18 protein-coding genes are annotated in these 26,898 nt (G+C 43.6%); 5 read left to right on the top strand and 13 right to left on the bottom strand.

The features are described 5' to 3' along the window. Positions 1-4 precede the first annotated feature (4 nt). Complete coding sequence (locus tag GGD38_RS28370; protein WP_375302882.1) at positions 5-3,145, bottom strand: SusC/RagA family TonB-linked outer membrane protein; 3,141 nt, start codon at positions 3,143-3,145, stop codon at positions 5-7. Positions 3,146-3,377: 232 nt separating this feature from the next. Here GGD38_RS28370 and GGD38_RS28365 point away from each other — a divergent pair, with 232 nt between their 5' ends. Both GGD38_RS28365 and GGD38_RS28360 read left to right on the top strand, forming a co-directional pair. Further along, complete coding sequence (locus GGD38_RS28365; protein ID WP_375302883.1) at positions 3,378-4,256, top strand: helix-turn-helix domain-containing protein; 879 nt, start codon at positions 3,378-3,380, stop codon at positions 4,254-4,256. A 238-nt stretch (positions 4,257-4,494) separates the two neighbouring features. Continuing rightward, on the top strand, positions 4,495-5,199 hold the full coding sequence (locus GGD38_RS28360) for an NUDIX domain-containing protein (RefSeq protein WP_375302884.1): 705 nt from the start codon (positions 4,495-4,497) through the stop codon (positions 5,197-5,199). A gap of 456 nt (positions 5,200-5,655) precedes the next feature. On the opposite strand, the gene GGD38_RS28355 is transcribed toward GGD38_RS28360, so the two are convergent. From GGD38_RS28355 to GGD38_RS28330, 6 genes are all read right to left on the bottom strand, one after another. Continuing rightward, a complete protein-coding gene (locus GGD38_RS28355) occupies positions 5,656-7,485 on the bottom strand; it encodes a glycoside hydrolase family 2 protein (RefSeq protein ID WP_375302885.1) in 1,830 nt (609 codons plus the stop codon). 163 nt (positions 7,486-7,648) lie between these two features. After that, positions 7,649-8,863 carry a glucuronyl hydrolase gene (locus tag GGD38_RS28350; RefSeq protein WP_375302886.1) on the bottom strand — a complete coding sequence of 405 codons (1,215 nt, stop codon included), beginning with the start codon at positions 8,861-8,863 and terminating at the stop codon, positions 7,649-7,651. A gap of 248 nt (positions 8,864-9,111) precedes the next feature. Beyond that, a complete protein-coding gene (locus GGD38_RS28345; protein WP_375302887.1) occupies positions 9,112-10,728 on the bottom strand; it encodes a RagB/SusD family nutrient uptake outer membrane protein in 1,617 nt (538 codons plus the stop codon). Between the two features lie 25 nt (positions 10,729-10,753). Continuing rightward, positions 10,754-14,020, bottom strand: coding sequence for a TonB-dependent receptor (locus tag GGD38_RS28340; protein ID WP_375302888.1), 3,267 nt, complete (start codon positions 14,018-14,020; stop codon positions 10,754-10,756). Between the two features lie 243 nt (positions 14,021-14,263). Beyond that, entirely contained in the window at positions 14,264-15,394 is a 1,131-nt protein-coding gene (locus GGD38_RS28335) for a FecR family protein (protein ID WP_375302889.1), read from the bottom strand. A 222-nt stretch (positions 15,395-15,616) separates the two neighbouring features. Further along, complete coding sequence (locus GGD38_RS28330) at positions 15,617-16,201, bottom strand: RNA polymerase sigma-70 factor (RefSeq protein WP_375302890.1); 585 nt, start codon at positions 16,199-16,201, stop codon at positions 15,617-15,619. 306 nt (positions 16,202-16,507) lie between these two features. Here GGD38_RS28330 and GGD38_RS28325 point away from each other — a divergent pair, with 306 nt between their 5' ends. Continuing rightward, positions 16,508-17,335, top strand: a complete 828-nt coding sequence (locus GGD38_RS28325; RefSeq protein ID WP_375302891.1) for a glutaminyl-peptide cyclotransferase — start codon at positions 16,508-16,510, stop codon at positions 17,333-17,335. A gap of 91 nt (positions 17,336-17,426) precedes the next feature. On the opposite strand, the gene GGD38_RS28320 is transcribed toward GGD38_RS28325, so the two are convergent. The 4 genes from GGD38_RS28320 to GGD38_RS28305 all read right to left on the bottom strand — a co-directional run bounded on the left by GGD38_RS28320 (position 17,427) and on the right by GGD38_RS28305 (position 24,033). Beyond that, a complete protein-coding gene (locus tag GGD38_RS28320; protein WP_375302892.1) occupies positions 17,427-18,326 on the bottom strand; it encodes a class I SAM-dependent methyltransferase in 900 nt (299 codons plus the stop codon). A gap of 56 nt (positions 18,327-18,382) precedes the next feature. Then, positions 18,383-19,072, bottom strand: coding sequence for a hypothetical protein (locus tag GGD38_RS28315; RefSeq protein ID WP_375302893.1), 690 nt, complete (start codon positions 19,070-19,072; stop codon positions 18,383-18,385). A 128-nt stretch (positions 19,073-19,200) separates the two neighbouring features. Then, positions 19,201-20,859: a hypothetical protein gene (locus GGD38_RS28310; protein ID WP_375302894.1), complete on the bottom strand. Its 1,659-nt coding sequence runs from the start codon at positions 20,857-20,859 to the stop codon at positions 19,201-19,203. 147 nt (positions 20,860-21,006) lie between these two features. Beyond that, positions 21,007-24,033, bottom strand: a complete 3,027-nt coding sequence (locus GGD38_RS28305; protein ID WP_375302895.1) for a tetratricopeptide repeat protein — start codon at positions 24,031-24,033, stop codon at positions 21,007-21,009. Between the two features lie 170 nt (positions 24,034-24,203). On the opposite strand from GGD38_RS28305, the gene GGD38_RS28300 reads away from it, so the two are divergent. Both GGD38_RS28300 and GGD38_RS28295 read left to right on the top strand, forming a co-directional pair. Then, entirely contained in the window at positions 24,204-24,611 is a 408-nt protein-coding gene (locus tag GGD38_RS28300) for a DoxX family protein (protein WP_375302896.1), read from the top strand. Between the two features lie 124 nt (positions 24,612-24,735). Then, positions 24,736-25,149, top strand: a complete 414-nt coding sequence (locus GGD38_RS28295) for an acyl-CoA thioesterase (protein ID WP_375302897.1) — start codon at positions 24,736-24,738, stop codon at positions 25,147-25,149. Positions 25,150-25,271: 122 nt separating this feature from the next. Here GGD38_RS28295 and dacB read toward each other — a convergent pair whose 3' ends face one another. Both dacB and GGD38_RS28285 read right to left on the bottom strand, forming a co-directional pair. Beyond that, positions 25,272-26,681: a D-alanyl-D-alanine carboxypeptidase/D-alanyl-D-alanine-endopeptidase gene (gene dacB / locus GGD38_RS28290; protein WP_375302898.1), complete on the bottom strand. Its 1,410-nt coding sequence runs from the start codon at positions 26,679-26,681 to the stop codon at positions 25,272-25,274. Between the two features lie 9 nt (positions 26,682-26,690). Next, positions 26,691-26,898, bottom strand: a 208-nt coding sequence (locus GGD38_RS28285; RefSeq protein ID WP_375303914.1) for a hypothetical protein, incomplete at its 5' end; no start/stop codon positions are given.

The raw sequence follows: 26,898 nt of genomic DNA, 5'->3' as shown, positions 1-26,898 counted from the left end.
AATTCTAAAATTCAAGGTTTGCACCAATAGTGAAGGAACGTGGATTGGGATAGTGACCCGCATCTACATTCATTAAGCTGATGCTGTTGTTAAACGACCCTACCTCGGGATCGTACCCGCTGTAATCGGTAAATGTTTTCAGGTTTTGAACAGATACATACACACGAAGATTATTCACTTTTACTTTATCCAATATTTTCTTAGGCAACCTGTACCCAAAGCTTATGTTCTGAATGCGCAGGTAAGAACCGTTCTCAACATAGCGGTCGCTCTCAAAAGTATTACTCTCATTATCGTTGGTGAACCGGGGCAGTTTGCCATTGGGATTGGTTTTTGTATACCTGTCTAAAACAGACCGTAACTGGTTCTCACTTCCTGTGATCATTCTCTCTAATCCCCAACGCATGAAATTGTATATTTTAGCGCCATGACTACCCTGAATGAATATGCTACAATCAAAATCCTTATACTGAAAGTTATTGGTTAACCCGTAAGTAAATTTCGGAAGCGGGCTGCCAATAAAGGTTATATCCTCAGCATCTACTTTTTTATCGCCATTGACGTCTTTAAAGCGAACATCGCCAAAATACGTTCCCTTTAGGCCCGTATCTTTTGCAAACTGTTTCATGCTGTTATCAAGATCGGCCTGGGTGCGAAAAAGGCCATCTGTAACCAGCCCGTAAAAAGAACCTACTGCATAACCGGGTTTGGTATAGGTAATAGTTCTTTCATTGTATAATACTTTACCCGTTAAGCCTGCGGTTGACGCAGCCATTTTCTCCAATTTGTTTTTATAATGGGTGAAGATGGCCGTGGTTTTCCAGGTAAAATCCTTGTTCTTTATATTGGTGGTGGTAAGGCTGATATCTATACCAGTATTGCTCATTCTACCAACATTGCCAATAGGCGCTTTAAGATCGTCCCAGGCATCACCCACGCCTATAAGGCTGGGGCCGGTAAGGAACAGCAACATATCGGAGGTTGTTTTCTTGTACACATCTACATTCAGATCGATACGGCCTTTCAGGAACGAGGCATCAAAACCTGCGTTCTTAGTGATCACCGATTCCCAGCTTAGATCGGTATTTGAAATACCGTTCAGGTAATTTGAAGTACCAAAACCAACGGGGCCGGGCCAGAAACCGATCACCGACGTATATGGCGGATTTGGCGCACCGGAAGGAAGGTTCTGATTACCCACTGCACCATAGCCAACACGCAGTTTCAGGTAACTCAACACATTCTTTGCAGGCTCAATAAAACGTTCGTTGGTGACCGTGTAGCCCAATGAGGCGCCGGGGAAATAACCCCACCTGTTGTTGGTACCGAAATTAGAAGATGCATCGGCCCTGAAGCTTAGTGAAAGTGAAAAGCGGTCATCATAAGTATAACTACCGCGGGCAAACCACGATTCCATGGCCCAGTTATTTTTTCCACCACCCAGCTCCCAGGTTTGCTTATTGCTTTCACCGGCATTAAGATCGAGTATGTTATTGGCCAGGTTTACTTTTTTACCATTGATGCTTTCGTAATAAGAGTATTGTGCTTCGTGTCCGGCGGTTGCAGAAATAGCATGTTTATTAAACCATTTATTATAGTTCAGGTATGTTCTTAGCGCATAATAATAGCTATTTGATTTGGCATCGAACAACTGGCTTTGCAACATGGTAGGGCCAATGGCGCCGGAGTTTTGATAAGCTATATTATTGTTCAGCCCCAGCGTATAGGCAAACTCTGTTTTGAAAGAAAGGTCTTTTCTTAGTTGTACATCGGCATAGGTATTACCAAACACCTGCCAGTGGGTGCCTTTGTTGCCACGGTAATGACTTTTAGCCACGGGGTTATCCTGTGAATACATAACACCGCCAATATTAGTACCGCCGCCCCAGGTACCATCAATATTTTTAACCGGTATCAGGGGACTTTGAACAGCACTCCACCAGATGGTGCTATAAGCGGCATCGGACAATGTTACGTTCTGAATATTGCGCGTGGCATTGGTACTAAAACCGATCTTTAACCAGTTCTTCAACTGATGGTCGAGGCTAAAGCGTAAGGTATACCGTTTAAAATCGGAACCAATAAGAATACCTTCCTGGTTAAAATAGTTCATTGAAAGATAGTAGGACGTTTTATCTTTTCCGCCCGAAAAGCTCAGTTGATGGTTTTGAATTTGTCCGTGCCTGAAGATGGCTTCCTGCCAATTGGTACCTACGCCCAGGATGGATGGATCTTTAAACTCTTCGGAAGGCAGTTGACCCAGTACGGGAAGTACTTCGTTCTGGTATTGGGCAAATTCGCGCAGGTTCATTACATCGAGTTTCTTTTGCACCTGTTGTTGCCCGTAATACATTTCATAGTTCACCTTCCCTTCACCATTTTTTCCTTTTTTGGTAGTAATGAGAATAACCCCATTGGCAGCCTGCGAACCATAAATGGCCTGGGCCGAAGCGTCTTTCAATACATCGATAGATTCAATATCACCGGGGTTTATAGAGGCCATAACGCTGTTACCCGTTTGGCCATCGGAGCCACCCAGCCCCGCATAGCCGGTTGTTGACCTTGTGTTATTGAAAAAGGGCACGCCATCTACAACGATCAGCGGATCGTTACTGTTGATGGTAGTAACACCGCGTACTTTTACCGATACGCCGCCACCAGGCTGACCGCTATTATTGGTAACCGTTACCCCGGCCACTTTTCCCTGAATGGCCTGATCGATACCTGCCACCGGAAGGTCTTTAAGGTCTTTTGCTTTTACAGAAGAAACGGCCGACGATACATCACTTCGCCGAACAGTTCCATAACCGATCACTACCACTTCGTTCAATTTGCTATCGGCAACGTTCAGGGTAACCAGTACAGTTTCTTTTCCGTCGATGGAAACAGTAACCGGTTTCATGCCTACGTACGATACTTCGATAGCATTGGCCTGTTCGGGAACAGCCAGCCTGAACCGGCCATTGGCATCAGAAACGGCCTGGGCTTTTACACCTTTTGCCTTGATGGTAGCTTTTTCGAGTGGAACTCCGTTTTGGTCTGAGATAATGCCCGAGACCGTTTTGGTTTGGGCATAGACAGAAGAGGTTTGTGCCAGTACCCACACGAAAAGTAGGAGCACCCGGCAGAGTACTTTTTTTCTCATACAGCAATACAATTTACTCCAAAATTATGCTTGATCTATGCTTATAATATAATACTATATTGACCTATTTTTATATTATTTCCTGCATTATATATCGCTAATCTTTAATGGATAGCCGCTAAATCGTTGCTGACAGCGGATTGAGCCATTACTGACATTTAATATTGCTATGGTATTAATTCTACCAATAATTATATAATTTTGATCACACTAACGATACAATTGCCTGCATATGAAAAGCACATTATTGCGTGAGATAACGCCCCTAACCCAAAGTGACTGCTTTACATTATTCTCCCGTACGAAATCGCAGTTCGATTTTCCGCTCCATTATCACGAAGAATTTGAGCTCAACTTTATTCAAAACGCCAAAAACGCCCGGCGGGTAATAGGCGATCATATTGAAGACATTGATGAAATGGAACTGGTACTGGTTGGCAGCAACCTGCAGCATGCCTGGTTTACCCATAATTGTAAGAATAAAGAGATCAGGGAGATCACGGTTCAATTTCATAAAGACCTCTTTGATGACAGGCTGCTACGGCGCAACCAGCTTAGTTTTATACGAACCATGCTTGAAAAATCGCTACGGGGCATTTTATTTTCAAAAGAGACCACGCACTTACTGGCTCCCCGCATTATTGAGTTGAACCAAAAGCAGGGTTTTGATTCCGTGCTTGAATTAATGTCAATATTACATGACTTATCGATCTCCCGCAATATGCGCATCCTGTCAGATGCCTCATTTAACAATACCGAACAGTACACTTATAACAGCCGGCGTATTGAAAAAACGCTGGAATACATGAACCACAATTTCGACAAACCCATAACCCTCAACGAAGTGGCCCGGCTTGCTAATATGTCGGACGCCGCTTTTAGCCGCTTTTTTAAACAGCGTACCGGTAATACATTTATCGACAGCCTTACCGAAATACGACTGGGCCACGCTTCGCGTATGTTAATAGACACAACCCAGTCGGTTGCCGAAATTGCCTACCACTGCGGGTTTAACAATATTTCCAACTTCAACCGCATTTTTAAAAAGAAGAAAAACTGCACACCCAAGGATTTCAGGGAAAGCTTTTCGGGCACCCGCATATTTATTTAGGAAATTATTGACCAACGTTAGTATTATGCAGTTTTTTCGGCGGCGCCGAACGTTAGGCTGGTAAAAACCGGGGTCGCATATGACACGGCAGCGTCCCTATTAAAAAAAAATAGGTATCTTCATCACAAGGTTTTACTATTGTTCAGTTTTTCTTATTACTTTAACCCAAAATTCTATCCGTTTTCCACTATTATCATTAGCCAGATTTTAATAGTAAAATGGACGATTTAACTTTCATATGAAACATTATTCCAAGCAAAAACGCATGCTTGTTGCGGTAGACTGTATCATTTTTGGTTTTGACGGACATGAAATAAAACTACTGCTCATACAAAGAGGATTTGAACCCGAAAAAGGCAAATGGAGCCTTATGGGTGGTTTTGTACAGCCCGATGAAGATTTTGAACAGGCGGGCGCACGCATTCTTAAACAACTTACCGGTCTTAAGAACGTTTACATTGAACAACTATATTCTTTTGGTGAGCCCAGCCGCGATCCCGAAGAGCGTACTATCTCAGTTGCTTATTTTGCCCTCATCGATATTCATAAATATGAGAAGCAATTGAGCGACGACTTCCATGCCGAATGGTTCTCCCTAAAGAAAATGCCCAAGCTGATCTTCGACCATACCCGTATGGTAAAAATGGCCCAGGAAAAGCTTCGCTATAAAGCAGCCTTCCACCCTATTTTATTTGAGCTGCTACCCGATAAATTTACCCTTCCCCAGTTATACAACCTGTACACCGGCGTGTACGATACTGTGTTGGATAAACGTAATTTTACCCGCAAAATACTTTCTACCAAACTGCTTGTAAAGCAAAAAGAAAAAGAAAAAGAGGGTTCTAAAAAAGGCGCCTTCTACTACAAGCTCGATAAGCGTCGTTATGACTCGCAATTCCATTCATTCATGAATTTTATTCCCAATCCTGATAATCTGAAATAGCTATAATAAAAAAAGGCAGCTCCCCGGAGGAGGAACCGCCCTAAACAGGACATAACTGGAGGAGAGTTGCCAGATCCAACGGTTTGTATCCCGTTTGCCTTTCCCGAAACCATTAGCCTTGCACCATACGTTGCCAGATGCTATTAGCGTGAAGGCGTGACTTGCATGGGTAAATAGTTCTTAGTTTATAGTTTCAAGTTTATAGTTCATGATTGTGCAGGCAGCCTGATTAAAGGCAGCCATAGTAAATGTGCGCATATACAGGCTAAAACAAGTGCTAAACGAAGAGACAATCAACGGACATGGACCAATGATCAATTGGCAATAAGCAAAAGAATAAGGTATAAACTTCAGCTAAATCAGGAAGAGAACAATTGTACATACATAAGAAAGAAGTATGCCAATTTGAAGAAGCTTAATGTTTAAGCAATGGTTGGCCTGAGATATTTATTTTCATTATGGATTAAGGCCCTTTTCATCATAGTAAGCCTTCAGCACATAGAACGCTTTCTTCTTTTGTCCCTGTTGATCTATAAGCCCTTTATTGTTCCAGCCTTCCTGAAAGGTTTGATTATTACGACGGGGCGAACGGAAATCGCAAAGTATCCATGGTGAAAGGCCCGCAAAATTATCGGGCATACGTTTGAACATGGTCACCTGCTCGCGGTAATACCATTCCTGGTATTCCTCGCTCCAACGGGTAAGCGAATCGCCATGAAAACCGCCCAGGGTCTCAGCGCCGGTTTCGCTAATAAAAAATGGTTTATTATACGCAAACTCCCAATTGGCCGTACGGCATTTGTCGGGCAAACCGGCATACCAGCCCAGGTATTCATTGAAAGCAACAATATCAACATACTCACCCAGCGGATCATCGATCTTATTTACCCCAGGCTGATAATTCACTTCCAGGGCAGCCGATACTAAACGGCTTGAATCGAGCGACCGGGCCGCACTAATAAGATTGCTCATAAACTTTGTACGTACCGGATTAACCGGGGTTTCATTACCTACCGACCAAATAATGATACTGGCCCTGTTATTGTCGCGGGTGATCATTTCGGTGAGCTGGGTACGCGCTTTGTTAAACACTTCCGTACTGGTAAAATCGATCGTCCAGTAAACCGGGATCTCCGACCATACCAAGATACCCAATGAATCTGCCGTACGGGCCATATTCTCATTATGCGGGTAATGCGCCAGCCTTACCATATTGCAACCAAGTTCTTTTGCCTGGCCCAATAGCTGTAAAGCATCCTGTTTGCTATAAGCCCTGCGTACCTGTTGCGAAATTTCTTCATGTATACAAATGCCGCGCATGAACAATGGCTTGCCGTTCAGCAACACCTGTTTACCTGCCACTTCTATAGTTCTGAAACCGATCTTATCTTCAACACGGTCGGCACCGGTACTTACCACTACATTATACAATTTGGGCGTTTGCGGCGACCACAACTGCGCGGTTGGCAAATTAAACCGAACAGCTACCCGCTCACCGGTTACAGGAAATGTCTTTTTAATTTTCAACTCAGGGATTTCAATGGTCACTTCGTGGGTGCTTTGCCAGTTGGTGCAGTTCACCCACCCTTCTACCGGAATATTTTTTGTGCTTTTTAAAGCCCCTTTTTGTATATGCAGGGTGAAGTCCTGAATAAAGGCGGGTGGTGTTTCTACTAAATAAACATCACGCGTGATGCCGCCATAATTCCACCAATCGGTATTTACCGTAGGCACTTCATCTTTATGGCGGGTATTGTCAACTTTTACAACCAGGTAATTGCCGGTTGCCTTTAATACCGAATCGGGCACTTCAAAATTAAATGGCGTGAAGCCGCCTTTATGTTTACCCAGCTTTTTGCCATTGAGGTATACATCGGTCTCGTAATTAGCGGCGCCAAAATACAGGTATACTTTACCGGCTGGGTTTGTCTTTGTAAAATCGAACGACTTCTTATACCATACTATGCCTTCGTAATACAGGAATTTTTCAGCCTGTGAATTCCAGTCGCCAGGCACCTGTAATGTGTATTCATCGGTGAACTTGTGTTCCTTGCGATCGGTTTTACTGGTTGGTTCATCGCTGTTCCAGTAAGCTTCGCGATCATTCTCTTTTCGTTCCATGAAACGGTAATCATAGAAACCCGTTCCATACGGATCAATTATATACTGCCATTTGCCATTCAGGCTGGTTGTTTTGCGGGCATTGACATTGGTGATCAATGGAGCTTGCGCATACACTATAATGCAGGCAAGTGTTGTGATAATGGTTAAGTATAGTGATTTCATATGTTAGTGGTGAATCGTGAAACGGCAAACGTGAAAGGGTCGCTCAATTCCAAGGCTCGCGCTGTTACCGGCAATCGGCAATCGTCAATCGGCAATAAAAGCCAACCCGCGAGGCTCGCACTTTTAGTTCACTCGTCAACCCGTCAACCCGTCAACCCGTCAACTATTTACTTAATTCCTTATATCGCTTACAAGCTTCAATAAAATAATAATCGCCATATGTAAGCGGCACATCAATTTCGGTACCGGCAGGTTTATGTCCTACCCCATGTTGTAAAATAAAACCACCGTTAGTGCCGGCGGCTGCTTTGTATTCGGGTGTAGATAAATTACTGATCATGGTTTCTGCTGCCTGCATATATGTACGGGCATCTTTGCCCTTTGTGTACTGGCTTAGTTCTATAAAGGCTGCAGCCATTATTGAAGCGGCAGAAGCATCGCGTAAAGCATTTGGAATATCGGGTGCATTAAAATCCCAATAAGGAATTTTATTAGCAGGCAAATTAGGGTTCTTTAAAATAAACTCAGCTATATGCTGCGCCTGTTGCAGGTAACGCACGTCTTTGGTATAGCGATAACAAACGGTATAACCATATAAACCCCATGCCTGGCCGCGCGCCCAGGCGCTTGCATCGGCAAATCCCTGTGCCGTTTTCTTTTCCTTTACACCGCCGGTGGTTACATCATAGTTCAAGACATGGTATGAACTATAATCGGCCCGGAAATGATTTTTCATGGTAGTATTGGCATGGGTAACGGCAATCTTCCAGAACGAAGAATCGCCACTGGCCTTTGTGCTTTCAAACAACAACTCCAGGTTCATCATATTATCTATGATCACCAGAAAATCAGATGCTTCTTTTGAATCCCACGATTTAATACAACCTACACGCTCGTTAAACCGGGTGCTGAGCGATTTCGCGCTATTAAGTAAGATCTCTTTATACTCCGGCTTTGGCTTTATCCGGTTGGCATTGCCAAAGCTGCAGAACATCATAAAACCAAGGTCGTGGGTGCTTTTATTGTATTGTTCTTTTTGTAATACGCCCAGTATACGTTCGGCTTCGTTAAGCAATACCGTATCGCCCGTTTGTTCGTACAGGTATAACAGTGTGCCGGGATAAAACCCACTGCACCACCAGCCTGAGCCGCTGGTTTCGGATTTACCGGTTTGCGGAAAATAAGTTTTTGGGAACCTGTCGGGCGGCAGCGTTGCCTTCAATACTTTGTATTGTTTAGCGCCGTCCTCAAAATCCGTTTGAATGGTTTGTAAAAGCTGGTTATTGGCTTTGAAAGCCGTTTTCTTTTGGGCCTCACAGGAAATGCTGGTGGTGATTACACTTAGCAGTAAAGCAGGAACAAATACTGATGATCTCATGGATAGCAATAATTTGCGTCGAAGTAAAGAAATATATAGTAAACTTTTACTTATAAATTGTAATCTCATTTAAGAAAAAATAAGCTATAATGGCATTAATTTGAAGTAGGAAGTAAGATGTAAGAAAATACTGATATTTCAGTTCTCTAATTAACTGTAGCCTCAAACCTGATACTTCGTATATTGTTTTTCTTACTTCCTACTTCTTACTTCTTACTTCCTACCTCCTGCTTCGGCCTTCGCCCAAACTAGTAAAGATCATTCTGTTCAAGCTTAGCATCCTTATTCAAATCTATCTCCGCCTGCGGAACAGGCAACAGCAAATGTTTGCTGGTTAAACCTACCACGGGGTTTATGGTTTGGGTATTATACTTCAGGGTCCTTGTAACCAGTGTTTTGGTGCGCATCAGCGTCATACGGCGGTTCTCTTCTGCCAGCAGTTCGCGCGCTCTTTCATCGAGTATAAAATCAAGCGTTACCTGGGCGCCTGTTATAGGCGTAGCATTGGACCTGGCCCTAAGTGTGTTGAGGGTAATAGCGGCCTCGTTTATTTTTCCCTGTTTAAACTGCGCTTCGGCCAGCAACAAATAGGTTTCACCCAGGCGCATAATGATCCAATCTTTTACCATGGCAAATCCAAATGCATCATTAGGGTCGTACTGGTACCATTTGGTAGTATGCGGCGCTATTTTGAAAACCGTATCCCCGCCGGCATACGGCACCTGCTGGCCGTAATTAGGCTTACCAACCGTATTGTAATAAAACCGGTGGCGAATATTATTTTCCGAGTTACGCATATCGTTGGCGTCATACAGGCCATATACCACCCAGTCGGTTAACCGCATTCTTCCAATACCACGGCCACCCAGTGAATCGCAAATGGTCATATCGTTAATTTGATAATAAGCCGCACCCCAGTTACGGCGTTGCTGAGGCGCGCCACTATAGCCACCAGCTACGGTACTAACATTTTCCTGTTCCAATACCCAAATGGCTTCTTTGTTGCCCTGCCCGTACCGCATATTACCAAACACAAACATATCGGAGAAAGCATCCCCGGGCATACTGGTCCTAACCCCATATCGTGAAGTAACCAGGCTGAACTTGCCACTGCTGATCACTGCCTGGGCCTGCGCTTCGGCCAGGTCGTTCTTGCCCATTCGCAAATAGGCTTCGGCCAGTAACTGTTGCGCCATGGCCTTGTTGGCGCGGCCATACAATTTGCCTTTTGAGTTCGACTTCACATTATCGATAGTAGGTAAATTGGTAATGGCAAACTTCAGATCGTTTTCAATCAATGCATTTACTTCATCTAATGAAGCCCTTACAAAATCGGTCTTTGGTTTTGTAAGCGGTTCGGTAACTATGGGCGCTTTACCAAACAAAGCGGCCAGCATATTATACGCATAGGCCCTGAAAAAACGGGCTTCTGCGTTAAAGGCGGTTTTGCCGCCGGCTGTTACTATAGGGCTGGTAGCGCTTTCTACCGTAGCAATAATGTTATTGGCATTATTGATCATTTGATAAGCCCAGTTCCAGGTAAAAGTAGCCGCAGCATCTGTTGATATCAGTTGCGTATAATCGTAGTAAGGCACCTCTATGCCTTCTTTTTGCGTTGGCGGCACCCAGGCAATATCGGTACCGGCATTCCATACGCTTGGCCAGCCCTGCCGGTCGCTTTTTGAAAAGAACAATCCCATTTGGTAATACAATCCAATAGCGGCAGCATCAACCCCCAACGAGTCGGTCATTTTATCAGGCGCATAGTTGGAATATAATTTTTCGTCGAGGAAAGATTTGTTGCATGAATACAAGCCCTGCAAAACCGGGTACACACACAATATGATTATTATATACTTTTTCATTACTAATAATGTTTAAGTTGATCAATTAACGAAGCCCTACATTAACACCAAAGATGAACGATCTTACGAGCGGATAGTTATTCTCCCAGCCGCCGCTTCCACGGAACGTGAAGTCGTTCTCGGGGTCCCAGCCTATCCAGTTGGTGAATGTATACAGGTTACGACCACTTAAATAGAAGGTCAAACTGCCCAGCCCTGTTTTGGTTAATAACCGTTGTGGCGTTGTGTAGCTCAGCGTAGCATCCTTAATGCGGGTGTAGCTATTATCAGAAGCGTATCCATAAGCACGGGTGAGGCTGTTATATCGCAATGAAGGACGGCTATTGCTTTTGTTCTCTTCTGTCCAGTAACCAATTTCTTTTGGTGTGTTCATACGGCCGGCCTCATCGGCAAAAGTGAGATTAATATTATTCTTAATAGCGCCCCGGAAGGTTTGAATAAAAATATTCAGGTGCCAGTTTTTGTAATGAAAAGTATTTGTAAGACCACCAATCCATTTTGGCAGCGGAGAACCTATTACACGCTTGTCATCGGCGGTAACCGTTTTGCTACCGTCCATATCGGCAAACTTCAGATCGCCGGGTTTAACGCCGGGGTCCTGACTGCTGGCGTCTTCACCGGTTTGCCAAACGCCCTGTAATACGTAATCGTATATTACCGCTACAGGCTGACCAATAAACCAGCGGTTACCCACATCGTCTTTTTTATCGCCATACAGATCGATGATCTTGTTCCTGTTGCGGGTAAAGTTCAACATGGTTTCCCATTTAAAATCACCGGCTTTTACGTTCACTGTATTCAGCGATATTTCCACGCCTTTATTTGATACTTTACCTAAGTTATCCCACACGTTTGCAAAACCATTGGCGCCCGGCAGGTTACGCTTTAACAGAATGTCGTTTGTTCGGGTACTATAGAATTCTATGGTACCATTTATTCGGCTATTGAGCACAGAAAAATCGATACCTGCATTGAACCCTGTTGTGGTTTCCCAGGTAAGATCATTGTTACCCATGGTATTGGTGCTAACCACTCCAACGGTGCTCACCCCATTATAAGGGGTACGAATAGATGCATCGATATAAGAAGTACCATTGGGATCGATGGCCTGGTTGCCCGATTTACCATACGACAACCGCAGCTTCAGATTATTGATAAAAGAATATTTGCTCATGAACTCCTCATTGCTGATGTTCCAGCCCAATGCAAACGATGGGAACAAACCATATTTATCGGTATTGGAGCCAAAAGCCGAATAGCCATCACGGCGGGCCGTAACGGTGAAAAGATAGCGACTATCGTAATTATAATTCAAGCGGCCCATTTGTGAGATGAGCGAGCTTCTGTTCTGATAAGAACCGTATACGTTGGCGCCATTGAAATAACCCACATAGCCCGGCGTTAATGTAGCGGCAGCATTTAAATTCCTATAGGACATTTCATCGTTTATAAAGCCAACGCCAATGGTACTGCTTCCAAAAAAGTCGTTCCGTTGCGCACTGTACAAACCAGTGAGGTCTAAATGATGTTTATCCCAGTCTTTTGACCAGGTAAGAATATTTTCAAAGATCCAGTTCTTGTAACTGGAGCTTGCCACTGTGGCTGTTCCCAGCTTGTCATCGAACCTGCGGCCCACGTAATTGGCGCTATCGCGTGGCAGATACGACCAGGCTGCATTGACCCGGTATTTCAACCCCGGTATAATGGCCGGTTTTAATTCAAGATAAAAAGTACCATTCAGGTTGTTACCACGCGCTATACGGTCGTCGTACAAACTTGCCAGCGGATTCTTATATAACTGCTCGGCATACATTGGGTACACCTCATAATTGCCAAGGGCATTGTATAAGGTGCCATACGGGCTCATTGCAGCAGCCAGGTAAAAGTTCGCCCTGCCGCCGTCATAATTGTTATTGGCATAAAACAGCGAGGTACCAACGGTAAGGAAATCAGTAAGATTTACATCGAGGTTTGAACGAATGCTTAAACGGCGATATTGATATCCCTTTACCACTCCTTTCTGGTTCAGATATTCGCCAGACAAATAGTATTTCACATCTTTTGTACCACCAGATACGCTAACATTATGGTCCTGAATGAGGCCTTGCTGTGTAACTTCTTTTATCCAGTCAACCGTTTTGCCGGCAGTGTAATTGTCTCTTTCATAAGCATTGGGCAACACCTGCGTTTGTGCAGAGGTGTTCGTCTGTTTCCAGAAGTCGGCATATTTTTGTACATACGCTTCCGGACTGCTAGGCTCCAATACATGCGCCAGGTTTTCCAAACCGGCATAGCCATTATAACGGATCACAGCTTTGCCCGAAGCTCCTCTTTTTGTTGTAATGAGAATAACCCCATTAGCGCCGCGGGTACCATAGATGGCCACGGCAGAAGCATCTTTCAATATTTCAATAGAAGCAATGTCGTTGGAGTTTATATCGTTGATACTACCGCCGGTAGTACTGAACGGAATACCGTCTACCACAATAAACGGAGTTCTGTTTGCATTGATAGAATTAAGGCCACGAACGGTAACTGTTGCTCCGCTGCCAGGCACAGATGAAGCCTGGGTAATATTGAGACCGGCTACCGCGCCCTGCATGGCCTGGTACACATTGGTAACAGGCAGTTCACTTAACCGTGCTTTGGGCACCGATACTACCGAACCGGTTACATCGGCTTTCTTTTGGGTACCATAACCTACTACTATCACCTGATTCAAATCGGCTGCATTTTCCTGTAATACCACATCAACCGTATGCCGGCCCTTAACAGCTACTTCCTGATCGAGAAAACCTACTGAGCTAAATACCAGTATGGCATTTTCGCTGGTTACGTTTATTGAAAAGGTGCCATGCTCTTTGGTTGAAGTGCCATTACTGGTACCTTTTTCCTGTACGGTTACATTCGGCAATGTATTATTGCGAGTATCGGTAACCCGGCCTGTTACTTCAAATGCAAGCGGGATGCGTATTTCCGCAGCCTCCTTTTGTTCGGTTGAAATAACAATGAGATCGCTGCCTACTATTTTAAAAGTGAGCGCCGTTTTATTCAGCAGTTGTTTCAGTACATTACCAACCGGTTCGCTTTGTACATTGATATTGATCTTTTGTTCCGTTGGTAATATTTCTTCGTTATAAACAAACCTGAAATACGTTTGCCGCTCTATTATTTTAAAGGCAGTTCGCAATGATGCATTTGCCAGTTTAAGGGTAACTTTTTCCTGGCCAAACGTATCGTGCGCTATAGACTGAAGCGAAAAAAAGCAAATAAGCAGAACAGTCAATTTCATCAGCAGCAAGCATTTGATGATTGGGGCAGGGCATGACAATACCCTACATCCATTTTTTTTCATAACTTAGTTTTGAATAGTTAAAGGATGAGAATTTCCTTAAGCAAGAAGGTTGTCAGAATTTAACTTCAAACGGGGGATGCGCCAACATTCTCCGTTTTTGTTTTTAGAGATGTCAGGTTATTTTCATGCAAATCGTTTTGGTTACACAATCGTTATCAACTTATATAGAGTACTCGTACTTTACCAAATGGTCACTTCTGCGCCTTTGATCTCATAATGAAAACCGCGCGCCAGGCTAAGCGCATCCATTACATCGGCCAGTGATTTATTTTCAAAAACACCGGTAAAATGCAGTCCTTTCAGGGTTTCGTTTTTAAGCACTATAGAAACATTGTACCATCTTTCCAGTTCGGGCAGCATTCGATCGAAGGTCTCATTTTCGAAAGCCAGTTTATTTTTTACCCATAGGGTTTCATAATGAGCAGTGGTATCTCCTTTATAGCGGTGTATTTTGCTTAACGTCATCATGGGCTCGTTATCTGCACTCTCGGCCAATGCGGGTTTATTACTTACAACAACGGCGTTATCGTTCTTTACAACCAGCTTTTCATCGGGCTTCAACACTATTTTCTTATCGGCACTGTTATGCAGGGTAACTTCTACCGAGCCGCGAATGAGCGCCGTTTCTATTGTTTTTTCGCCCGGGTACGAACGTACATTGAAAGCAGTACCCAATACTTTTATATCAATTGAGTTGGTATGAATAATGAATGGGATCTTTTGCCCGGTTTCAATAGAATTGATATGCGCTACATCAAAAAAAGCCTCACCGGTAAGGGTCACTTCGCGGGTATTACCAATAAAATTCTGTGCATAGGTTAATTTACTATCGGCATTCAGCCAAACCTGGGTACCATCGGGCAACTCTACTTTTGATTTTGACCCCGGCCGGGTACTAATAGTGTTACTTGCCACCGGTTTACTTTCTGTTTTCTTTGTGGGCGAAAAAACCAGGAATACAACCAGTACCGATGCGGCCACTGCGGCGCCCACCCAAAGCCAGCGCAAGCGGTTACGCGATGGCGCCATCTCCAATTGCGGCGCATCACTATCAACAAGCTCATCATCAAACTGCAAGGCAGGCTGCGCCAGGTGATTGCTAAGGCGTTGCAGGTGTTTGTCGAAATGACTGACTGCCACCGGCTTTCCCTTGCGGCCCACGGTGCCGTTCCAGAGATTACGGATAATATCGGCACGCAATCCCAGTTCGGGCTGCTGCTTTAATAAGGTGCTCAATTCTTCCAGTTCTTCAGGCGTAGCTTCGCCTGAAAGCTGTACACTTAACAGATACCAGGTTCTTTCTTGGTTCATGGTTCTGCTAAGACAAGATGTTTGATGAATATGTACCAAAGGGAGTGAAAAAAAAGTTGACGGGTTAATCCCGATGCAATCGGGAACGAGTTGACGAGGAAGCTGAAAAGTTGATGGAGGTGATAAAGTTGAAAAAGGCCTAATTTCGTGACTCGCGACTACTTTGCGACTTGGGTTGTTTTTCCTTTATCAACTTTTCAACTTTATCAACTTATCAACCTGTTACTTAATACCTTTAAGATTATATTGTAAACTAATAGACGCAGGTAAAGACTCAGCAACTTTGCGAACAGCAATGGCCACCTGGTTGCGTACGGTAAGAACGGAGAGTTGAAGAATGTCGGCCACTTCTTTATAACGCATGCCATCTTCTTTTACCATTTGAAAAATAAGCCGGCATTGCGGTGGCAACTGTTTAATGGTTTGATGGATGGTATTGATGATATCGGCCGAGATGCACATTTCCTCGGGGTTATCGACACTGATAACTGTTTCAAGGTCCATTTCATCGAGGCTCGATACAGGATTCTTAAAATGGCGGGTAATATAATTCAGGCAGAAATTTTTAGCGATCTGGTACAGATACACTTTCAGGTTATCTATCTCCGGCAGTTTGTTCCTGATTTGCCATAATTTGATAAATACATCGGAAACAATTTCTTCTGCTGCTTCGGACGACTTTACAAAGGAAAAACAAAAACGATGGAGATTATTGAAGAAAAGATCATACAAGGCATGATAGGCCTGCATATCCTCATATAAAGCAATCCGCTGTTGAAGCGATCTGATATGATTGGGATCATTCAAAATGGCAAGTTCTGGTTGTATTGCAATTCTAATTTCAGATAAAAGAACAATATAAGCAAAAATAACTGTGGGAGATACAAATAAACGGGGCTATGGATAATATTTTAAAATAGCATTCCGCATATAGCTGATCATAAAGAGTGAACCTTCATACAAATCAAAATATAATGGCCTGGTGAGGGTGGGCCGGTATTTCATTCACTTCATTAATGGTCATTCCTTAATTAAACCTAAAATTAATTATTAGCCCGGCTTTACTTATCTTTCCGATCGTATTTTTGACAGCTTACTCCCTTTATTATGATTATGAAGAAGAAAGTACCTTTTGCAGCTATCGTTCTCTTAACCACGCTGGCTGCCTGTAACGAATCTGGAACAAACACTACCGACAATACGTCCGGCAATAGTGCGGCCCCCCCCCCGCCTACCATTCAATATGCTGTAGTAAATAAATTTCCGCACGATACATCCTATTTCACCGAAGGGCTGGAATTTTATAAAGGACAGCTTTTGGAAAGCTCAGGCGGTAATGCCGACGAAAGCCCCTACCCTTCTGAATTTGGCATCGCCGACCTTAAAACCGGTAAGGTGGCCACCAAAGTGCAGCTGGATAAAACGAAATACTTTGGCGAAGGCATTACGGTGTTTAACGATAAAATTTACCAGCTTACCTGGACGAGCCAGGTTGGTTTTGTATACGACGCCAATACCTTTAAAAAAATAAAGGAGTTTAAAATACCTGCTAAAGAAGGCTGGGGTTTAACGCACGATTCTGCCAACCTCATTATGAGCGATGGCAGCAGCAATCTTTACTACCTTACCCCCGATTCACTTAAATTATTGAACATTCTGCGGGTGACCGATAACAGTGGCCCGGTGCCCAATATCAATGAACTGGAATATATTAACGGGTACATTTATGCCAACCAGTGGGAAACGCCGTATATTCTGAAAATTGATCCTGCTACCGGAAAGATCGTTGGCCGGCTTAATTTGGAAAACCTGCAAAAGGAAGCCTCTTCACTTCGCCCCGGCGCCGATGTGCTGAATGGGATTGCTTTTGATAGCGCTGGTAATAAAATACTGGTAACCGGTAAACGGTGGCCTTATATATACGAGATTAAAATGCAGTAGTTGACGAGTTCACGAGTTAACTAGTTGACGAGTTTAAATAAAGAAGCCCCTGGAATTTACCGGGGGCTTTTTACTTATATAGTTAGCATTGTTACTTCCCAATAACATAAATCAACGAACTACATTGTTCCTTATTGAACAGCGTATTGATATTAGATATCGACCCCATAAATCCACCCTTCAGCACACTGTCTTTTCCGGTTTTATACTTTTCGCTTAACATGCTTACATAAAAGCTGTCGAACCACATAGGTTTTACCGCCCTCAGTTTCATGCCATGCTTTTCAACCAGTAACCGCATTGAATCGGGTGAGAAATGATACAGGTGGCGGGGAACATCATACGCCGCCCAATGCTCCTTATACTTCGAAGCATCGAGGCTGGTGTAATTGGGCACCGCAATGAACAGTACGCCCTGTGGGCGCAGCAATTCCTTCAGGCGGTCCATATATTCATTCAACAGGTGCACATGCTCCAGCACATGCCACATAGTTATAATATCAAAATCGCCGAATGCAGTATCGAAGAACTTATCGGGCGGGTACACGTACAGTCCGTACTGTTTGGCTGCCGTATCTCGGGCGCTATCGCTGGGCTCAACACCTTCAACCGCCCAACCATGTTGGCGCATATGATCCATAAACGCGCCTATGCCACATCCTACATCGAGCAGGCGGGGCACGCTTTCGGCATTGCTATACGACTGTATAAGTTTTCTTTTATTTTTCAAACTACGTTCGCGTACCCGGTGGTACAACCTGTTCACCAATCCTTTATTGGTATTGCTGTGTGAAATATAGTTGTCCGACTGATAATAAGCGGCAATATCATTCTGTGGGGGTACGTCCTGGGTAAAACGCATAGTACAACGTTTACATTCCCAAATTTCGAACGTTTTATGCGATACCGTATAATCCTTTGATGCCAATACACGATGAATGTCTGACGAATCGCAGGCCGGGCAGGTAGTATAATGAATAGGTGATGACATCAGGTAATTATGACCTGCAAAGAAAAGAAAGAATCGGGTTGTTTAAAAGAAAAAAATCAGGGTGCTGCATTGATCCGCTGCTGGTTTCCTGCGGCAGATGTTGTAAGGCCATTTTTATACACCCTCATAAATATTACAGTTAATGCCAAAGCGGCTATCACCAGCGCAAAGATCCACCAGCCCCGTTTTTTGGGTGGTTCTTCGGGATATGGCGGATAATCAGGTACCTGCTCCTCATTAAATGCAACATTATTGTTATCTGAAACGGTTGGGGTATTCGTTTCGGTATTGGTGATCTTCCTGGTCACTTCCTGGTCGCCCACCAGCATGGTATGCTGGGTGTGGGTATGAATAACACGGTTTGCCGGTGTTGGCTCCTGTAAACTGGGAATGCGCCCCGCCGACTCAAATATAATTTCTCCTGATATGTCTTTCTTTAAAGTGCCTATTCCGGCCCATTCAATGATCTGCCCTTCACGCAATTTACTGCGCAGCTCATAGGCCCATTCGTTGTACCACTTGATGGCCTCATAATCGGCAATGTTCTGCTGTTTTGCCAGGTAGGTGAAAAAATCTTTATCCGGAGCGTCAAAATATTTATCGAAACGAAAATGGTAATCGGGCGGAAGAATACGACGGTTCACAAAGTCAGTTTGCGCAGGAATACGTTCAATATACATTGAACCCAGCCCCGGAATACTGATGCTTTTATGTTGAAGCAAATAACTTACCAGCACATTATTCATAATAGTCCGTTGTTTACTTCTGCAAAGAACAAAAATTTTCCCGTAATGGAAACACAAACATGTTAAAACCTTTATCCCCATTGCCGGGCCCCGGGCCCGGTAATGGGGATAGTTTATTAAGCTTTAGCCTATTTAGTATTAAATGAATAGGTTATACCACCCATAATGCTGAAACCAAACACTTCATACTGGTTCCAACGCTGGTATCTATCATTTAACAAATTATTAAGTTGAACCCACAAATTGAAGTTTTTGGTGATCTTGAACTCGGCGCCGGCATTCAGGTCAAATGCGTTGTCGCCTTTGTAACTATCGCCGTCTTTACCAAGGTACCGGGGTTTGTTCCACGTCCATAATTCAGTATAAAAGAACAGGTCTTTGATCAGCTGCCAGCGAATGGCGGCATTCAGTTCTACAGGAATTAATCCATAGGCCTCCTTTTCACGCTCAAGGTTATAATAATTATTGAGTGTTAACCCGGCCGATGCATTGAATTTTTCGCCAACGGTATACCCTATCTCACTGTGCAGCTGCAGATCGTTCATCTTGGGCTCATAGCGAATTTGGAAGGTTTTTCCATCAATAGTATAATCGTTCACAAACAACGGCATGTTGTGATAAGTTACAATGCCAACCTTTGCAGAATAGGTAAAGTGGTCACCCATTGTTCCTTTTAATCCACCATACAGATCAATAACCCGGGTGTTCAACAATGAATCGGGTTGTGCCAGGAACGGATTGATAGAAGCAAAACGCTGATACGATCCCTTATTATAATATCCTACCCAGCCCAACTGCAAAGTCAAAAGCTTGTCGTTGGTGCTAATGTCGGCCATTACGTTAGGCAACATGTGAAACTTCTTCTGGTCCCACGAAGGAAGGATACCCGCATGCAAATTGAAATTGTCCAGTTTTACAGATACCGCTGTTGCGATCTGGTACAAGTTGTTCTTGATATCTAATTTGTTGGTGCCTTCTCTTTTATAATTGGTAAGATCGGCCGTGGCGCCAATGTCGAACGAGAATTTTTCATCATCGCCAAACGTTTTCTCCAATGGCAGGTTTACCACGGTATTGATCTCACTTCCTTTGGGGTCCCATTTATCGCTAAACGAACTCACCTTTATTTTGGGGTGGTAATTAAGGCCATATTCGGTTGGACTTAAATTTCTGAAGTCGATCTTTCCTTCAATGGTTTGAAAACGCTGCCTCAGGTCTTCTTTTGAATATGGTAATGTTTCTGGTTGAAACCCATATAAATAATAATCATCGCTGCGGAAACCCAAACCGGCATTCCACTCTAGGTTCTTAGTGGTTTTGTAAGTACCGGCAGCTGCCACGCTGGTTTGGCTGTTCTTCTGAAACGGCAGTTCACCTTTTGAGGTATAGTGATTGGCGAAAAGATTAAAGAAGGTCTGCTTACCATCGCCAAAACTAAAGCCTGCTTTTACATATGGCTGGTGAATGTTACCAATACCCGCTTTTATGTAGTTGCTCGATTGCCAGGCGTTCATTGAATCAACCCTCAACGCCACCGGGTGTACGCCGGCCGGCTGATAGGTAAAAAATAAGTTCTGCGATGGTATATTGTAATTGAGCCTGGGCTTTGTTGTATCAACCGCCGGCTCAGTTGCATTGAAATTGATCTTTGATGCTTCCCGTAATACCGGTTTAAATGTAGAGGTTACATCAATGGTTTTTCCTTTGTTGGGCTCCTGTGCATGTACTGCGGCCCCCAATAAGCATCCACTGATAAAGAAAACTGTTTTTCTGAATTGTTTATTCATCTGAAAACTTGTTCGTGAATTCGTTAATCGTGAAAACGTGAAAACTGGCCTCTGGCCCCTTCCCCAAACATAAGCCCTTTATCAACTCTATTAACTTTATCAACTTATCAACTCACTAGTCAACTTGTTAACCTGTTAACTCGTCAACTAACCACCTATCTTACTATTCTTTTTTTCTTCCTCCTGTGCCACCTTCAACTTTTTATCCGCTTCCTGACGCAGATCTTCCAACTTGGCATTATCTACAATGCTTTGGTAAGTGGCCTTGGCGTTGAAATAATCTTTTTGTTTCAGGTAAACATCACCCAGTAACAGGTAGGCTTTTGTTACCCAGGTTTCGTAAGAACCGGATTTGTTCACTACCTCAAATGCCGCTTTTTCAGCATCAGGCAGGCGGTCCTGTACAAATAAGCAATGTGCAATTTCATACCTGGCTTCGGCGCCATAAGCCGATTTATTCAATGCAACAACCTGGCGGTAGTACGTGATGGCCTGATCGCACTGATTTGAAACCTGGAATGATTTGGCGATGGCCATATTCGCTAATACTTTATCATCGGCACCAATACCTTTCTGGTTCAACAGGTCTTTGGCATTGGTAACAGCATCATTCCATTTTTGTAACTGAAACTGGCTGCGCAACAATCCACGCATAGCTTCCAGCTTGTTCTCCTGCGAGGTTGCAAAATCTTTCAGTTTCGTAAAATACTTCTCTGCTTTTTCATAATTCTTCAACTCAAAGAAGTTGAGCCTGGCAGCATTCAGCAATGATTTTTCACCAAATTTATGTGGCACCAGCTCGCTTAGCTTTTCATAACCTTCGGCAGATTTGGTCCAGTCTTTTTGGTTATAATATATTTCGCTTTTGTAATACAATGCTTCCAGAGCAAATTTACCCTCAGGGAAACGGGTAAGATATTCCTCAAACTTTTTCGCAGCGGTTGGGAAATTGCCATTGTTGAATTGTACTTCGGCTTGCTGATACATCAACTCGTCTTCCTGATTGGTGGTAATTTCCTTACCCATTGAGCGGGCGAATGCTACATATTCGCTGGTTTTACCTGCCTCTACATAAATGATACGGGCGTTTTCGAGTGCAGCTTCTGCCTCGGGTGAATTGGGGAACTGTTGTAATACCGCCGAATATTGTTTTAACGCGTCGTTATCGTTATTGAGGTTGTAGTAAGCAATACCCATTTTCAAATAAGCCTTTGGCTTCAATGATGAAACCGGATCGCTGATCACATTCTTCAAATAAGGAATGGCTTCGCGGTACTGTTCTGCAGCAATATAAGTAGTGGCCACTTCCATATTGGCATCTGCCGATAAATTCGATTGCGGATAACGGCGGCTGATACTTGAAAGCAGCGTGATCTTTTCTTTTTCATTGCTAACGCCCGTGATCATAGCCTTTTGAAAAGTGGCGTAGTCGCCTGAAGCCCAGCTATAACCGATCACTTTATCATACATCGCCAGCGCTTTTTTAAAGTCGCGGTTCATATAATAACAATCGGCGCTGCGAACGTAGGCGTCCTGCTCCAATGGGTTGGCGTTGATCTTGGGATTGGTAACCACTTTTTCGAAAAAGCCCAATGCCTGGTTGTAATTCTCCCGTTTTAAAAAGCAATAACCCAAACTATATTGAGCATTCATTGGGTTCACCTCTATATAAGAAACCGGGTGTTTCAGATATTCGAAGAAATAACGGATGGCATCATCCACTTTATTCAACCGGTACGAGATCTCCCCTTTCCAAAACTGGATCTGTGGTAATACCGAGGTATTGTTGGCATCGTTCTCTGCTTTGGTAAGCAGATCGTTGGCTGTTACCAGCATTCCATCATTTATTAACTCGGTGGCCCGGCCCAGCAATACTACCGGGTATAAACGCCGTGCATTGGGCGATGGCGATTTCAGGCTTTCGAGTAATGCCAACGCATCTTTATAGTTATTGGTGCTGGCCAGCATATTTACCAGCAGCTCCTTTGCTTCATTGCTGTATTCAGATTGCGGGTATTTGGTTGAAAATTCCTGCAACTCCGATAAGGCTACATCCTGGTAACCGAGCTCATATGACAGTTTTGCATAATTGAACTGCGACACTTCCTGTTGTTTTGCATTGCTGCTATTGCGTGCGCACATCAGAAAGGCATTACGCGCATTGGCTTTTTGTCCTGTTCTTAAGTAAGAATCGCCCAGCAGGTACATGGCGTTCTGCGCCAGCGAATCTTCTTTACCACTTATTTGTTTGAAGCCATTGATGGCTTTGTTCCAGTTCTTTGCATCATAGTAACAATACGATAACTCGTAAATATCCTCGCGTTTTACACTGTCGGCTTTACTTACATATGTTTCGAGGTATGGCAGGGCTTTATCGAATTGTTTTTTCTCAAAATAGGCATGACCCACCATTTGGCGCATTGGCACATCGTAATGCAGGTTGCCTCTTTTAAGTTTTGCTTCGGCATACTGCAGGGCTTTTTCTTTTTGGCCCAGCGAGTAATAAATACCGGCAATATAAAAAGGCACTACCCGGCCATAGTTGGGATGGTCCTCTACTTTGGAGAAGGCTGCCAGTGCGTCGCTGTATTTCTTTTCGTAAAAACAAATAAAGCCATAGTAGTAATTGGCATCGGCATAGTTGGGGTCTTTGCTATCCTGCCGAATGGCATCAAATTTCGGTTTGGCCTTATCGAATTGTTTTAAAGTAAAGTACACATAGCCCTGATGAAACTTCATATCGGCTATCTCACGATTGCTGAGGTTGGCTATGGTAGTGGTTTCGTACAATGAGGCCGCAGCGGCCAGATCGTCTTTGCGGAAATAATATTCGGCCAGGTGAAAACTCATCATCTGTACCCGGGCAGTATTATCTTCCTGATCAATAAATTTTCGTGCCTTTAACACAGCGGCCTCTTCATTTTGCTTCAGCGCACAAACGATGGAGTAATACTTAACCTCCTGGTAGTATACAGCCTGGTTGCTACGATCAATGGATGTTTGTTGCAACTGCAGCTCCTTAAATAAAGGATATGCCAGACTGTATTGTTCACGCTGATAGAGTTCTTTTGCGTGTTTGAAAGTTGCCAGGGGATCAGTTATAACACGGGTTTGCTGAGCATATGAAAATTGAAAAAGACCTAAAAGGGTTATGAAGGCTGTCGTTTTTTTCATTCCAGTGTCCTTAAGGTGATATATTATACGAGGTAAAGGTTCTAAATATTTTACCTTAAACCAAACATCGTTCCAAACAGATGTGGATAAGTAGCAGGATTAACAATTCTTTTTAATAGGAAATGTGAAAAAACAAATACATTATTTTTGAGCCACCTAAAAACGAACTCATGAAAAGACTATTGAGTACCGCCTGTTCCGAAACCTCATTCAATATTGCCGTGTTGGTAATACGGGTTACTTTCGGCCTATTGTTGCTGGTTAATCATGGAATTGACAAACTAAAGCATTTTGCAGAACAACAAAATTCGTTCCCCGATCCATTTCATATGGGTCATATGCCATCGCTGATGCTGGCATTGTTTGCGGAAGTGTTTTGTGCTGTGTTTATAATTTTGGGGCTTTTCACCCGCATTATGGCTATACCTGTTGTGATCACTTTTGCCGTGATCGTATTCATGGTGAATAAAGGGTATTCAAAGGAAGCCGAAAAGGGCATTCTTTTCCTCGCCGGTTTCTTTAGCATTTTGTTAATGGGACCCGGGAAGTATAGCATTGATGGAGCGATGGGGAAATAGCCAGTGGTGAGTGGTCAGTGGTGAGTGGGTTACCCATTATTCAAACTCGCTACTGACCACAACACTCCTACTGTTCACCATTTAACTTTTATATAAACTCACCATTCACAATTCACCACTCACCATGTTCATCTCCGAAACCCAGATCCGTGTTCGTTATGCCGAAACCGACCAAATGAATGTTGTATACTATGGCAATTATGCCCAGTATTTTGAAGTAGGCCGCGCAGAATCGATCCGTCAGTTGGGATTTACGTATAAGGATATGGAAGCTATGGGCGTTATTATGCCCGTTGTTGAAATGCATTGCAAATACTTACGCACCGCGCATTACGACGACCTGCTTACCATAAGGACCACCCTCAAAGATTTACCCACCGATCATAAAATTGAATTTCACTCTGAAGTTTATAACGAAAACAAAAAGTTGTTGACCGTAGGGCGTGTAGTTTTATATTTTGTTACCGCCAGTGGTATGCAGAAGACCACGATGCCGGTTCAACTGTATGATAAGTTAAAACCCTTTTTTACGTTTTGACGCGGAAGTAAGAAGTAAACAATTTCTGATTTTGAGATTTCGGGATTTTGAGATTTCTTTTAATTCAGCATTTCGATAAATCTCAAAATCTCTAAATTCCGAAATCTCAAAATCTCTTCCTCCTATTTCAGCACATCAAGCACCGTATACATCTTCTTCACCACTTCACCGGAAGAACCTTCATAGTTATTTACAATGATCGAGAATACATATTGCCTGCCATCTTTAGCGGTATGATACCCCGCAAAGGCCCGCGCACCACCAATTGAGCCGCTTTTCATTTTCATTCCATTGTATTCGGGTAATGCATTGTAAAAAGCTTTATACCAGGGCCGGGTTTTGGCATATTGCAATACTTTCACTTCGGCAAACGTAGTTACCCGGTTCTGCGGACTCAGTCCACTGCCATCAATGATGTTCACCGCGCCTTTATCGATGCCCCGCTCTTTCCAAAATTCACGTACCAGCTCAACACCTTTCTCTGTTGAGCCCAGGCCATTCTTCTCCAATGCCAGCGTTTTTATCAATGCTTCACCATAGAGATTAATGCTTTTTCGCAAAAACCAGTAATTGATGCTATCCATTGGTGGCGACAAAAGCGTAAGAAGCGGTTTTTGAATTGCAGGCCATGCCAACTTACCCGCTTTCATAGCTGAATAACTTACAAACACACCAGCCACGTTTATCTTTTGCGTCAACAACAATTGTTCCAGGGCCCTGGAAAACTGTGCGGGTGCATTGGCGAATGAACCCGAAATAACAAAGGGCTCGTTTTGTAAAGGCACCGTACCCTGTGTAAATGCCAATGACGAGTTTGGCGCCAGATAAATATAACCATTGTCACCACTGCCTTTTTTACCGGTAGTGATGGTGTTTATGAAGTGTGCTTCGTTTAATTGAGGCGCTACTTTTACAATTTGCGTGGTATCACCCTCTTTCTTTCCCGGCTGCAAATGCAGGTCGTATTGGTTTTCGTGCCAGTTAATGGCCCAACTGCCGGCGCCATAATAATTACCTATATCATCCCAGATCCAGCCACCGGGCAGGGGTTGAATAGAAAATGCAGAGTCATTGAATAATACATCACCCTTTATATTGGTAATGTTTTTATCTTGCAATGCGGTAATGATCTTTTTTAGAACAATATCTTCTTTGGTATCGTTCCATCGCCAGCTACCCAATGTTGGATCGCCGCTGCCATTGATATGCAGGTTGCCTTTCAATACACCATCCTCAATATTTCCATCATAACCCACCACAGTTTTATACCTGTAATCACTTCCCAGTAATTCAAAGGTGGCAGCACTGGTAAATAATTTTTGCGTGCTGGCAGGCGCCAATCCTATTTGTGCATTGTGTTCATACACTGTTTTACCTGTTTGCGCATCGGCAACATATAAACTAATAATGCCATGTTGTACCTGGGCATCGGCTTCAAACTGTTTTATAGCGTTCGCCAGTTTTACCGCAATGGTTTGGGCCATTGTTGCATGTGCCTGGGCGATCAGTAATAACAGGAGTAGTTTCTTCATTTTGGAAAATTAGTGAAAAGACATAAGCTGAAAGCTGGCAAAAAGCTGCATGTCGTGAATGGTGAATGGTGAATGGCCTCGCGAGTATTCAGATTTCTTTACGACCTTGCGTCGCCAAAAATTCAAGCCGATTGCCGATTGCCGATTGCCGATTGCCGATTGCCGATTGCCGATTGCCGATTGCCGATTGCCGATTGCCGATTGCCGATTGCCGATT

The organism is Niastella sp. OAS944, from assembly GCA_024809215.1.
GTDB lineage: Bacteria > Bacteroidota > Bacteroidia > Chitinophagales > Chitinophagaceae > Niastella.
The sequence above is the reverse complement of the archived record's forward strand: the minus strand, read 5'-3'. Positions and strand labels throughout refer to the sequence as shown.